15 protein-coding genes are annotated in these 12,433 nt (G+C 63.5%); 3 read left to right on the forward strand and 12 right to left on the reverse strand.

Going from position 1 to position 12,433, the window contains the following annotated elements:
* The first annotated feature begins 14 nt into the window (after window positions 1-14).
* Complete coding sequence (gene rsgA, locus RCH10_RS04285; RefSeq protein WP_323496712.1) at window positions 15-965, forward strand: ribosome small subunit-dependent GTPase A; 951 nt, start codon at window positions 15-17, stop codon at window positions 963-965.
* Here rsgA and RCH10_RS04290 read toward each other — a convergent pair.
* The 8 genes from RCH10_RS04290 to rpsP form a co-directional block, all read right to left on the reverse strand.
* A complete protein-coding gene (locus tag RCH10_RS04290) occupies window positions 959-1,996 on the reverse strand; it encodes a TraB/GumN family protein (RefSeq protein WP_409051428.1) in 1,038 nt (345 codons plus the stop codon). The two genes, rsgA and RCH10_RS04290, sit on opposite strands and share 7 nt — an antisense overlap.
* Window positions 1,996-3,084 carry a histidinol-phosphate transaminase gene (gene hisC / locus RCH10_RS04295; RefSeq protein ID WP_409051694.1) on the reverse strand — a complete coding sequence of 363 codons (1,089 nt, stop codon included), beginning with the start codon at window positions 3,082-3,084 and terminating at the stop codon, window positions 1,996-1,998. Before hisC ends, RCH10_RS04290 begins: the two co-directional genes overlap by 1 nt.
* Before the next feature lie 5 nt (window positions 3,085-3,089).
* Window positions 3,090-4,091, reverse strand: a complete 1,002-nt coding sequence (locus RCH10_RS04300) for a CobD/CbiB family protein (RefSeq protein ID WP_409051429.1) — start codon at window positions 4,089-4,091, stop codon at window positions 3,090-3,092.
* 40 nt (window positions 4,092-4,131) lie between these two features.
* The gene (locus RCH10_RS04305; protein ID WP_409051430.1) at window positions 4,132-4,860 is read right to left on the reverse strand and encodes a CoA pyrophosphatase; all 729 of its coding nucleotides are present in this window, start codon (window positions 4,858-4,860) and stop codon (window positions 4,132-4,134) included.
* A gap of 191 nt (window positions 4,861-5,051) precedes the next feature.
* Window positions 5,052-5,444, reverse strand: a complete 393-nt coding sequence (rplS, locus tag RCH10_RS04310) for a 50S ribosomal protein L19 (RefSeq protein ID WP_187052653.1) — start codon at window positions 5,442-5,444, stop codon at window positions 5,052-5,054.
* A gap of 113 nt (window positions 5,445-5,557) precedes the next feature.
* Window positions 5,558-6,313 (reverse strand): tRNA (guanosine(37)-N1)-methyltransferase TrmD, encoded by a 756-nt coding sequence (trmD, locus tag RCH10_RS04315; protein ID WP_409051431.1) that lies wholly within the window; start codon window positions 6,311-6,313, stop codon window positions 5,558-5,560.
* A 31-nt stretch (window positions 6,314-6,344) separates the two neighbouring features.
* Window positions 6,345-6,896: a ribosome maturation factor RimM gene (gene rimM / locus RCH10_RS04320; RefSeq protein WP_409051432.1), complete on the reverse strand. Its 552-nt coding sequence runs from the start codon at window positions 6,894-6,896 to the stop codon at window positions 6,345-6,347.
* 13 nt (window positions 6,897-6,909) lie between these two features.
* Entirely contained in the window at window positions 6,910-7,173 is a 264-nt protein-coding gene (gene rpsP / locus RCH10_RS04325) for a 30S ribosomal protein S16 (RefSeq protein ID WP_187052656.1), read from the reverse strand.
* 206 nt (window positions 7,174-7,379) lie between these two features.
* Between rpsP and RCH10_RS04330 the strand changes: the two genes are divergently transcribed.
* Both RCH10_RS04330 and RCH10_RS04335 read left to right on the forward strand, forming a co-directional pair.
* On the forward strand, window positions 7,380-7,904 hold the full coding sequence (locus RCH10_RS04330) for a GNAT family N-acetyltransferase (protein ID WP_409051433.1): 525 nt from the start codon (window positions 7,380-7,382) through the stop codon (window positions 7,902-7,904).
* Window positions 7,905-7,913: 9 nt separating this feature from the next.
* Entirely contained in the window at window positions 7,914-8,360 is a 447-nt protein-coding gene (locus RCH10_RS04335; RefSeq protein WP_323496573.1) for a hypothetical protein, read from the forward strand.
* A gap of 36 nt (window positions 8,361-8,396) precedes the next feature.
* On the opposite strand, the gene RCH10_RS04340 is transcribed toward RCH10_RS04335, so the two are convergent.
* The 4 genes from RCH10_RS04340 to pcnB all read right to left on the reverse strand — a co-directional run bounded on the left by RCH10_RS04340 (window position 8,397) and on the right by pcnB (window position 12,430).
* Complete coding sequence (locus tag RCH10_RS04340) at window positions 8,397-9,407, reverse strand: anion permease (RefSeq protein ID WP_323496574.1); 1,011 nt, start codon at window positions 9,405-9,407, stop codon at window positions 8,397-8,399.
* A 14-nt stretch (window positions 9,408-9,421) separates the two neighbouring features.
* A complete protein-coding gene (locus tag RCH10_RS04345) occupies window positions 9,422-10,066 on the reverse strand; it encodes a DUF47 domain-containing protein (RefSeq protein ID WP_409051434.1) in 645 nt (214 codons plus the stop codon).
* Window positions 10,067-10,160: 94 nt separating this feature from the next.
* A complete protein-coding gene (gene folK / locus RCH10_RS04350) occupies window positions 10,161-10,763 on the reverse strand; it encodes a 2-amino-4-hydroxy-6-hydroxymethyldihydropteridine diphosphokinase (RefSeq protein WP_187052661.1) in 603 nt (200 codons plus the stop codon).
* Complete coding sequence (pcnB, locus tag RCH10_RS04355; RefSeq protein WP_323496575.1) at window positions 10,760-12,430, reverse strand: polynucleotide adenylyltransferase PcnB; 1,671 nt, start codon at window positions 12,428-12,430, stop codon at window positions 10,760-10,762. Before pcnB ends, folK begins: the two co-directional genes overlap by 4 nt.
* Between the last annotated feature and the right edge of the window lie 3 nt (window positions 12,431-12,433).

The following is a 12,433-nucleotide window of genomic DNA, read 5'->3' on the forward strand; positions in this document are numbered from 1 at the left end:
GAGCCATATCAGGTATCGCGCCATTGGCTAAGCAGCCACGCGATCTTCCCGGCGGCGCCACCCTGCGCGATGGCCTCGTCATCGCTGCCCACGGTCGTCACTGCCTCGTCGAAACGCCCGAGGGCGAACGCCTCATTTGCCACCCGCGTGGCAAGAAGAGCCAGTCGGTCGTCGGTGACCGCGTGCGCTGGCAAGCGACCGAAGACGAAGGCACCATCGAGCAGGTGCTGCCGCGTCGCAACCTCTTCTATCGGCAAGACGAGATCCGCACCAAGTCGTTCGCGGCCAACCTCGACCACGTGCTGATCCTGATCGCCGCCGAGCCTGATTTTTCAGAGCATCAACTTGCGCGAGCGTTGATCGCTGCCGAGGCTGAGCGCATCACACCGATCATCGCGCTCAACAAGAGCGACTTGGCGCTGCCCTTCGAACGCGCCTGGGCAAAGCTGTTGCCTTACCGGCGAATGCAGCATGGCGTGCTGCCGTTGTCTCTGAAGGCATCGGGCGAGGCCGATCGCGAATCGCTGATGAAGTTGCTGGCCGGTAAAACCACGCTGGTACTCGGCCCTTCGGGTGCGGGCAAGAGCACGCTTATCAACCTGCTGGTGCCCGGCGCCACCGCACTGACCCGCGAGATTTCGCAGGCGCTGAATTCGGGCAAGCACACCACCACCAGCACGACCTGGTACTGGGTCGATGCCGACCACACCACCGGACTGATCGACTCGCCGGGGTTCCAGGAGTTCGGCCTGCATCACATCTCGCCGACGCAGCTCACCGGCCTGATGCCCGATATCGCCGCGCACGCGAACAACTGCAAGTTCTACAACTGCACGCATCTGCACGAACCGGGCTGCGGTGTCATTGCGAATGTAGAAACCGCCGACAAACCGGGCGCCATCAGCGCGACTCGCTACAAGATATACGGCGAATTGTTTGCCGAGTTGAGCCAGACGCGCTACTGACCAGGCAGTGAGTTAGGAGCGGCGCGCGGTAGGACAGCCGCACCCGATGCGAACGCCACGCGCTCCACCCGGTAGCCGCGCTGGCGCAAGAGCTCTGGCAGGCCGGCGGGCCCGACCATGTGAAGCGCGCCCACCGCGGCGAATACGCTGCGGCCTTTTTTGTGCAGCGCATCGATGGCACCAGCGAGCGCCGGATTGCGGTCGTCGATCAAGCGCCTGATCGCGGCGATCTCTTTTGGCGTGGTCATGCAATCGCACCACTGTGCGTAGCTTTCGAGTCTGGACAAATCCGACTCCGCCCAGGTCGTCAGCAGCGTTCGGGTCAAGGCTTTGGAGCGATCTCCTTCCAGCGCGTCGAGCGCATCCGTGATCTCGTCGACGTCGACCACCGCATCCAGACCAAGCAGCGCAGCGGCCTGTACCTCCGGCGTTTCGAGCGAGACGATCGGCTTGCGTTCGGCGCGTGCCTGCCCGGCCAGCATCTGGTCGGCACCGTACTCGAAGTACAAGCCATCGGCACGCAGGCCGATCAATTCGATGGTGCTCAGCAACATCGAGGGGTGCATTTGTCCGACCAAGGTTTCGGGCAGGCAAACGCGTGTCAGCTGCGCATTCACCCGCGGCACGAGCGCCGTCGGCACGTCGCCAGCGTGGCGCGAGATGAGCTTCGCGAATCGCTGCTGGATCGAAGGATCGTCGACGTCCATTTCCAGCGCGAGCGTCTTGCTGGCGCGCAAGGCCGCAGCAGTCTTTGGTCCCGGCAACGCCCAGTCCTGCTTGTTGATATGGATCGTTCCATAGAGCCATGACGTGTGGCTGGCCGCACTGATGCGCCAAAGAAAACCGCGATCGCGCGGTTCGCCCAGCGTCGGCGTCAGCTGACCTGCAGCCAGATTCGGCGCGGGCGGACATTCGGCCCCATGCGCCGCGCTCGCCCACAGCGACAGCCACGCGACGACGAACACTAAGGCAGCGATCCAGCGACCACCGTAGCGGCGACCATGATCGACACCGAGACCGGCGCAGGACATCAGCCGAGCACGGTCTGCAGCGCATCGATCAGCGTGCTGCACTGATCGCGCGTGCCAATGCTGATACGCAGGTACTGGTCGATGCGCGGCTGCGCGAAATGGCGCACAAGCACGGCCCGTTCCCGCAGCGCGGCAGCGAGCATGGCTGCATCGTGATCAGCATGGCGCACGAAGACGAAGTTGGCTTGTGACGGCAGCACTTCGAAGCCCAGGTCTTCCAGCTGCAAGCTGAGGCCCTCGCGCGTGTCCATCACCGCTTTGCGCGTGGATTCGAAGTAGCGCTCGTCCTCGATCGCCGCGACGGCGCCAGCGCTCGCGAGGCGATCGAGTGGATACGAGTTGAAGCTGTCTTTGACGCGCGTCAACGCTTCGATCAGATGCGACTGTCCGCAGACGAAGCCGACACGCAATCCGGCCAGCGAGTGCGACTTCGACAAAGTTCGCACCACGAGCAGGTTCGGATAGAGCGCCACCAGCGGCAATGCACTTTCGCCGCCGAAGTCGACGTAGGCCTCATCGACCAGCACGACGCGATGCGGGCAGGCCATCAGCAATTGCTCGATGCGCTTGAGCGGCAGGCCGATGCCGGTCGGTGCATTTGGGTTGGCTATGACGATGCCGGCACAGCCGTCGACAGACTGCGCGCGCGCTGCTAGCGCATCGACGTCGATACGCAGGTCATCATCCACTGGCTGCAGCTCGCAGGCGATGCCATAGAGCTGCGCGTACACCTTGTAGAAGCTGTAAGTGATGTCGGGAAGGAGCAGCGGATCAGCCTGCTGAAAGAAAGCAAAGAACGCGTGCGCAAGCACTTCGTCCGATCCGTTGCCGACGAAAACCTGCTGCCTGTTCAACCCATGTCGATGCGCGATGGCTTCACGCAACGCCATCGAAGTCGGATCGGGGTAGCGCTCCAGCCCGCTTTCGGACGCACGCTGTATCGCATCGATGGCAAGCGGTGACGGCGGGTACGGGTTCTCGTTGGTGTTGAGCTTGACGAGGTTGTCGATGCGCGGCTGCTCGCCCGGCACGTACGGCTGCAGTGCCGCGATGCGCGGGCTCCAGAAGCCCGACTTCGGCGCGCCCAACGCGGTCAACCAAGCAGGCGCGCCAGCGTCAACAGCGCCAGCAACACCATCCACATCACGACCGATCGCCACACCAGGCCGACCACACTGCGTAGATGCGCCGGCTCGGGCTCGCGGCCCGGCGTGCTTCCGCTGTCGAAGCTGCGCGCGCTCAGCAGAGGGTCGCCGGCCTGGGCGCGCTGCAACGGATCGGTGATCGGCACCGGGCTCAGCGTACCGCCACCGAGCCGCACATTCACTGCGCCCGACGTCGCCGCCAGGATCACGCCGTCGTTCGCATCGGGGAAGCGACTCGCGTCGTTGCGCCAGCAATCGATCGCCTCTTCGAAGCTGCCGACCACCGCGAAGCCGAGCGCCGTGATTCGCGCCGGTAGCCAGTCTATGGCGCCCCACGCACGGTGCGCCGCCTGTTGCACCCACACGCTCGACGGCTGGTTCGTCGCGCCGCTCTTGTGCACCCAGTAGCGCGCCACGAACTCGCTCATGCGATAGAAAACGGCGCCGGCCGGCCCGAGTCCGAACGCGGCCAGAATCGAAAACCACGCCAGCACGCCGAACACGTGTCGGTGAGCAGCAATGACCGAATGCTCGATCACATGACGCACGATTTCGCTGCGCGGCAAGTCTGCTGCGTCGACACGCTGCCAATGCGCCAGCAGCGATCGGGCGAGCGGCTCATCGCCATCGTCGAGCGCATCGCGAATGCCGGTGAAGTGATGGCTGAACTGCCGAAAGCCCAAGGTGACATAAAGCACCGCGATGCTCCACAGTACGGCAAAAGGCAAGCCCAGGGTGAGCACCAAAAGCCAGTGCACGCCGAGTGCGATCAGCGTCGGTACGAACACGGAAATGGCCCATGCGATCCACCCGTGATGCGGCTTGCCCGCGTCGAAATTGCGGCTGATCCAGCGCGTCCAGGCGAGCACGCCGCCGTAGATCGGGTTATGAAAGGTGAGCGGCCGCACCTGTTCGATCAGCAACGCGCACAGGATGGCAAAAAAGCTCATCCTTCGATGATAGCGACGAGGGCTTTTGCGACAACGGCTATCAGGCGATCATGAAGCGATAGAGATTGCGCAGCATGCCGGCCGTGGCGCCCCAAACGAAGCGCTCGTGCGCACCGTCCTGGTAAGGCATCGAGAACCACTCGCGCCGCTGCGATTCGCCATCGGATGATTGCCACACAATGCTGTGACGACGGTGGTTCGCAGGGTTCATGAGGAACGCCAGCGGCACTTCGAACGAGTCCGCGACTTCGTAGGGGTTGATGGTGAGCTCGAACCCCGGCTTCACCAGCGCGACCACTGGCGTGATGATGAAAGAAGTGCCAGTGGTGTAAGTTGGCAAGCTGCCCAGCACCTCGATGAAACGCGACTCCAATCCGACCTCTTCCCACGCTTCGCGCATCGCCGCCGCGGCGACGTTAATGTCTTCCGGATCGACGCGGCCACCCGGGAACGCCACCTGGCCGGAGTGGGTCGACAGATGCGTCGTGCGCTCGGTCAGCAGCACCGTCGGCACCTCGCGCATGACAATCGGCACCAGCACCGCTGCCTGAGCCGGCACGCGGTCGGCAAAGCGCGGCTCGCGCCGCACTTCAGGCGACCAGGTCGGCGGCGTCCCAAAGCGCGCACGCAACGCGAGGTCTGTCAGCTGCGACGCAGCGACTACGGGCAAATGGTGGTCGACGGCCATAACGGGCACGGTGCGTGGATCGAACGATGGCATGGGCACGAAAGGCGCCGCGTTGATCGGTTCGATAGGGTCGGATTGCATGGAAAAAAATAGGGATCGGCTTAGATGGTGAGCGCCTGAAACGGCACAAAAGACGCCGAGGTCACAGAACGCACCAACCATAGCGCGCAACGACGAAGACTGCCGTCGCGTCCGGTCAATCGAGGCGCCAATGCAAAAAGCCGCCATGACGGCGGCTTTTCGATGCACAGGAACAAATGCCTGCAGGCTGCTTATTGCGCCGCGGCTGCCGGTGCGGCAGTCTTGCTGCGAAGTTGCAGCTTTTCCTTGATGCGTGCTGAACGACCGCTGCGCTCGCGCAGGTAGTACAGCTTGGCGCGACGGACGTCACCGCGGCGCTTGACTTCGATGGCGGCGATCAGCGGGCTGTAGGTCTGAAACGTACGCTCCACGCCTTCGCCGCTCGAAATCTTGCGCACCGTGAAGCCGCTGTTGAGGCCGCGATTGCGCTTGGCGATCACAACGCCTTCGTAGGCCTGGATACGCTTACGGGTACCTTCGACGACGTTCACGCTGACGATGACCGTGTCACCGGGCATGAAAACGGGGATCTTTTTGTCGAGGCGGACGATTTCTTCCTGCTCGAGGGTTTCGATGAGATTCATGACTTTCCTGATGTCGATCGTGCTCGCGCTACACAAAAGGCGTTTGGCGGGTTCGACTCCGAAAGAGTCGAGGTACGTCACGCGGCCGGGCAGAGGATCGAGGGAGCCTTAAATTATAGCTTTTTCTTCAAAGCCGTCTCGTCGGCCGCATCCAGACGACCAGCTGCGCGCGCTGCCTCGATAAGCTCGGGGCGTCGAGCCGCCGTGATCGCAAGGCTTTGATCGCGCCGCCAACGCTCGATCTGCATGTGGTGACCAGACATCAACGGCGTTGGGACGCTCGCACCGTTCCATTGCTCGGGGCGCGTGTAATGCGGGCAGTCCAGCAAGCCATCGAGGGTCGGGTTGAAACTGTCCTGCGCATGACTGGCCTCGTCGCCGAGCACGCCAGGTTGCAGACGGGCGACGGCATCGAGCAAGGCCATCGCGGCGATCTCTCCACCCGACAGCACGAAGTCGCCGAGGCTGATCTGATGCGTGACGCGTGCATCGATAAAGCGCTGGTCGATCCCTTCGTAGCGGCCGCAGATCAAGACCGCGCCGTCGCCGGCAGACCAATGCTCGACCGATGCGTGGCGCAGAACTTCGCCAATCGGCGAGAACAGCACGACCGGTACGGCGACGGACGAGTCTCCGCGGGCAGCCAGCGCCGCATCGAGACAGGCCATGAGCGGTTCGGCCATCATGACCATGCCCGGACCGCCGCCAAAGGGTCGATCGTCGACGCGCTTGTAGTTGCCTTGCGCAAAATTGCGCGGATTCCAGAGGACGACCTCGACCTGCTTCGATTCGTAAGCGCGACGCGTGACACCGCTCGCGAAGAAGGGCGCGAACAGTTCGGGAAACAGCGTGATGAGGTCGAAGCGCATGGCGGTTCGATGAGCGACTGACGCGCGGCGCCTAGTACTCGGGCTGCCAGTCGACCGTGATCAGCCGGCCGGCAAGGTCGACCTTGTCGACGTAGACGGACACGAACGGCACCATGCGTTCAATCGACTTGCCGTCTTCTTCAGCCGTCAACACCAGCGTGGTTTGCGGACCCGTCGCAAGCAGTTCACGCACGCTGCCGAGCGCTATGCCTTCGCGATTGACGACGTCGAGACCGATCAAATCGACCCAATAGTACTCGTCTTCAGCCGCAGTCGGAAAGCTAGAACGCGGTACGAAAACGCGCGCGCCTCGCAGCGCTTCAGCCGCGGTGCGGTCAGGCACCTCGTCAGAGTGCGCGACGACCCAATTGGAATGTTCTTTGGCCTCGCGAATCGCGAGCTTGAAGGGGCCGGAAGTTCCGCCAGGCGGCTGGATGAACCAGCGCTTGGAAGAAAAAAGCGCCTCGGGTTGGGCGCTGTGGGGCATGACCTTAAACCAGCCTTTAATGCCCCAGGCATCGGCAATGCGCCCCACCTCGATCGCGTCCGCCGGCAGTGCGGCGGCTTCGAGCGTGGGCAGCATTACCTACCGCCGATCAGGCTGCTGCCTTGGGTGCCGCAGCAGCGGCTTGCTTGACCAGACGCATCACGGTCGGAGAAGCCTGTGCGCCGACGCCGGTCCAGTAAGCCAGGCGGTCCGATGAAATGCGGATGCTCTCTTCGTTTTCCTTGGCGGCCGGGTTGTAAAAACCCAGACGCTCGATGAAACGGCCATCGCGGCGAACGCGCTTGTCCGACACGACGATGTTGAAAAACGGACGGCCTTTGGAGCCGCCGCGGGAGAGTCGAATGACGACCATGATTTATCCTTCGGGTGGTGCAGCAAGCCGGGAAAATCCCGATAACGCTTGCACACGGTGTTCTTCCAGCGTCGAGACACGCGACATGGCCACCCGGCCAGCGACACGCTGAAAAGCCCATGATTATAGCCCGCCCACCTGATTTTCAGACTCGGCCCGTCCCGCCGCCGTACCTCGTCCACCACAAATTGCCTCGCAGGCTCCTGATGACCACCATTCGCCCCAGCCGTGAAGACGATCTGCACGCCATCACCGCGATCTACGCCCACCATGTGCTGCACGGCACAGGCACCTTCGAAACCGATCCACCCAGGGTGGCAGACATGACCGCGCGCCGCGCCGATGTGCTGTCCAAAGACCTGCCCTATCTGGTGGCAGAAGGCGACACCGGCGAGGTGCTCGGTTTTGCGTACTGCAATTGGTTCAAGCCACGGCCGGCGTACCGATATTCGGCGGAGGATTCGATCTATCTCGCCGAGAGCGCCCGCGGCCAGGGACTCGGCACTCAGTTGCTGGAGGCGTTGATGCGTGCAGCCGAAGCGGTCGGCGTGCGCAAACTCATCGCGGTCATCGGCGATTCGGCCAACCTCGGCTCGGTCGGCGTCCATCGAGCACAAGGCTTTTCACACGTCGGCGTGTTGAAGGATTGCGGCTGGAAGTTCGGTCAATGGCGAGACGTGGTGTTGATGGACAAGGTTTTAGGCCAGGGCAGCGACACCGCGCCGGAGTAAAAAGGCGCGATGAAAAACAAGACCCTGGCCGCGTGGCTTGCCTTTGTCGGCGGCCCGCTCGGCCTGCACCGCTTCTACCTGCGTGGCCTTGGCGACATGCTTGGCTGGCTTCTGCCCATTCCGACAGCGCTGGGCCTCTACGGCATAGAACGCGCGCGGCTCAACGGTCTGGATGACCAATGGAGCTGGCTGCTCATCCCATTGATCGGTTTCACCATCGCTGGGTGCGCGTTGACCGCGATCATCTACGGCCTGATGACGCCTGAAAAATGGAACGGGCGCTTCAACGCCGGAGCGGCACCCGATGCACCTTCCGGGCAAACCGGATGGCTCACCATCGGCGCCATCGTCGTGTCGTTGCTGATAGGCACGACGGTCCTCATGTCGAGCATTGCGTTCAGCTTTCAGCGCTACTTCGAATACCAGGTCGAAGAAGGCCGAAAGATGTCGCAGTAACTTTTCGCCCGCTGCGCGCCAGCCCTCGATCGGCTGCTAAAAAATCTGCAGGCTGATCCAGTAGGCGATTGCAGCGACGAAAGCCGATGCAGGAATGGTGAAGACCCACGCCCACACGATGTTGCCCGCCACGCCCCAGCGCACGGCACTGGCACGCTGAGTGGCGCCGACGCCGACGATAGCGCCCGTGATGGTGTGCGTCGTCGACACCGGAACACCCAGAGCGGTTGCAAGAAACAAGGTGAGCGCCCCACCCGTCTCCGCACAGAAACCGCCGACCGGCTTGAGCTTGGTGATCCTCTGCCCCATGGTCTTCACGATGCGCCAGCCGCCGAACATCGTGCCGAGCGCGATCGCGGTGTAGCAGCACACGATGGTCCAAGTCGGCGGACTGGCGTCGTTGGCATTGGCATAGCCGGTGGCGATCAGCAGCATCCAGATGATGCCGATGGTTTTTTGCGCATCATTGCCGCCGTGGCCCAGGCTGTAGGCGCCGGCCGAGACGAGTTGCAGCCGGCGGAACCACCGGTCGACCCGCGATGGCGTCGATCGGCGAAACACCCAGGCGACCAGGATCATCATGAAGGAGCCGAGCAAAAAACCGAGCAGCGGCGACACGAAGATGAAGGCCACGGTCTTCCAGATTCCCGAAGCCACCAGCGCACTCGAGCCGGCCTTGGCGATCACCGCGCCGACGATGCCGCCGATGAGCGCATGCGACGAACTGCTTGGAATGCCGTAGTACCAGGTGGCGAGGTTCCAGCTGATGGCGCCGATCAGCGCACCGAACACCACGTGCACGTCGATCACGCTCGGCTGCGCGATGCCTTTGCCGACAGTCGCCGCCACGCTCAGGTGAAAGACGAAGATCGCCACCAGATTGAAGAACGCCGCGAAGACCACCGCCTGCCCCGGCTTCAACACACCGGTCGACACGACCGTCGCGATCGAATTCGCGGCGTCGTGAAACCCGTTCATGAAGTCGAACAGGATCGCCAGCACGACGAGCAAAACCACGACCCACAGGCTGACCTGAACTGCTGCCATGCGCGCTTACCGGTTCACGAGTTCTCGAGGACGATGCCCTCGATCACGTTCGCCACGTCTTCGCATTTGTCGGTGATGGTTTCGAGCAGTTCGTAGATGGCCTTCAGCTTGATGACTTCGCGCACATCGGGCTCTTCGCGAAAGAGCTTGCTCATGGCGCTGCGCATCACGCGGTCGGCGTCGGATTCGAGCCGGTCGATCTCTTCGCAGGTCTTCAGCACCGCCTCGGCCACGGCCGGGTCGGCGATCTTTCCCAGAAACTTGACCGCGTCTTTCAGGCGGTCGCAGCATTTCACACTGAGCGCGGTGAGCCGAACGATCTCCTCGGTCATGTGGCGCACGTCGTACAGCGCCATCGTCTCGGCCGAGTCCTGGATCAGGTCGGCCACATCGTCCATCGTGTTGATGAGCTTGTGGATCTGCTCGCGATCGATCGGCGTGATGAAGGTCTTGTGGATCAACCGGTTGACGTCGTGCGTCACCCGATCGGCTGCACGCTCGGCATTGTCGACATCGCGGTTGTATTGCTCACGCAGGTGGACATCGTTGTAGTTGGCAACGAGATTCTCGAAAGCACGTGCGGCCTCGACGATGCGCTCGGCGTGCTGGTTGAACATCTCGAAAAAATTCCCCTCGCGGGGCAGCAGCTTGCCGAACATAGCGCTCTCCTGAATGCGCGGCTAACACACGTTCATGACGCCGCTGTGAAAAACCGCGCAAGTGTAATGGCCGGCCGCGAAGGCGGCCGCGCGCTCAGACGATGCGCTTGACCACCTGGCCCGAGACACGCGCCAACGCGGCAGCAGGCACCTTGTCGGGCGCGATCTCCGCCAGTGGCTTGAGCACGAAGGCGCGTTCGCGCATGCGCGGATGCGGCAGCGTGAGCGTGTCGCTGTTGCGCACCGTGTTCGCATACATCAGCAGATCGAGATCGAGCGTGCGTGGTGCATTGGGAAACGGCCGTTCGCGTCCGGCAGCTTCTTCGAGACGCTGCAACGCAGCGAGCAACTGCTCGGCATCGAGGCCGGTGCGCAAGGCTACCACCGCATTCACAAAATCCGGCCCTTCTGCATTGACGGGCTCGCTACGGTAGAGCGACGAGCGTGCGGTGACGACGGTTCGCTGCAACGCGCCGAGCGCAGTCATCGCCTCTTGCACCGTGGCCGCTGCATCGCCCAGGTTGGCGCCGAGCCCGACGTAGGCAGACACCGTCGGGTACTCGTCCCGGCCCCGCCGCACCGGCGCAGCCGAACGCTTCGACGGCGCGCCCTTGCCGCTGGCGGCACGCCGGGGCGGCGCGCCGCGTGGCGGTCCGCTGTTGGGCCGTCCGGCCGGACGCGCTGGAGATCGGCTCATGCTGCTGCAGCGCCCCCATCGCCCTCTGCACCGCCGTCGCTGCCTTCGCCGCCACCGCCCGCGCGCGGCTTGCGCCGGCGACGTCGTTTGCGCGGTGCAGCCGTACCCTCGCCCTCTTGCGGGAACTCACCGCCCGGCGCATCGGCCTCATCGCGTTCACCGCGATCACCGCGATCGTCCTGGTCACCGCCGATACCACGAACATCCTGCGGCTCACGCGGCGCGTTCGGCGACGCACTGTCCTTCGGCAGCGGATCGCGGACGCGCACCCGTTGTCTCGTTTTCTGTTCGTCGCGGACCTGGTCCATCAGGTCTTGCCGGCGCAGGTCGTCTGCCGTGCTGAATTCCTGCCACCACTCGCCGATGGCCTCGCTGATCTCACCGACATCGGCGCGCAACCGCATGAAGTCGAACGCGGCGCGAAAGCGTGCCTGTTCGACCAGGCTGTACGGCGTCGCGCCGCTGCGCTTGTCGAATCGCGGCTGCATCATCCAGATTTCTCGCATGTCGGCGGCCAGCTTGCCGCGACCCGACACGTCGCCGATGCGCGAATTGAAGACATCGTCGATCGCGTCCTGCAGTGCCGGATAGGCCGGCTGGCCGCGTTGTCCGTTGCGTCCTTCGAGTCGCGCTGCCCAGCCGTCGCGCACATCGGCCCACAGCACGCAGGCCAGCAAGAAGCTCGGCGCCACCGGCTTTCCTTCACCGACACGGCGGTCGGTGTCGATCAATGCGGCTTTGACGAAGGCCTGGTCGGCCCGCTCGACCACCACATCGAGCAGCGGATAGATGCCCTTGGCGAGCCCGAGCTTGCGCAGCTGTGCGACTGTTGCAATCGCGTGCCCGGTTTGCAGCAACTTCAGCATCTCGTCGAACAACCGGCTCTGCGGCACGTCGGCCAGCAGTTTGCTGGACTCGATCAATGGCGCGGCCGTTTTCGCTTCCATCTTGAAGCCGAGCGCAGCCAGCTTGGCCGAGAAACGGATTGCGCGAATGATGCGCACCGGGTCCTCGCGGTAGCGCGTGGCCGGGTCGCCGATCATCCGGAGCGTCAGCTTCTGCGCGTCCTTGATGCCGTTGTGATAGTCGACGACCACCTGATTGGCGGGGTCGTAGTACATCGCGTTGACGGTGAAGTCGCGGCGCGCCGCGTCTTCTTCCTGCGGGCCCCAGACGTTGTCGCGCAGCACGCGGCCGCTGGCGTCGACCGCATGTTTCATGCTGGCCAGTTCGCCCTTGCTGGTGCGCTCGTTACCGGCGACCTGCTCGGCGGCGGCGTTGTCCATGTAGGCGCGAAAGGTCGAAACTTCGATCACTTCATGTTCGCGGCCACGGCCGTACACCACGTGCACGATGCGAAAGCGCCGGCCTATGATGAAGGCGCGGCGAAAGAGCCCCTTGACTTGCTCCGGCGTCGCGTTGGTCGCCACGTCGAAGTCCTTGGGCCGCAGGCCGAGCAGCAAGTCGCGCACTGCACCGCCGACGACATACGCCTCAAAGCCGGCCTGTTGAAGCGTGGTGACCACGTTTTTTGCGCGCTCATCGACCAGTGCCGGGTCGATCCCGTGCACCGATGCCGCGACCTCCTGGCGCTTGCCGAAGCGGCTTTTGCCGCGGGAGCCGTCGGCGGATTTGCCGAGCAGTTTGTCGATGAAGGTCTTGATCATTGT

The sequence above is a fragment of the Variovorax sp. GrIS 2.14 genome, from assembly GCF_046115955.1.
Taxonomy (GTDB): domain Bacteria; phylum Pseudomonadota; class Gammaproteobacteria; order Burkholderiales; family Burkholderiaceae_C; genus Variovorax.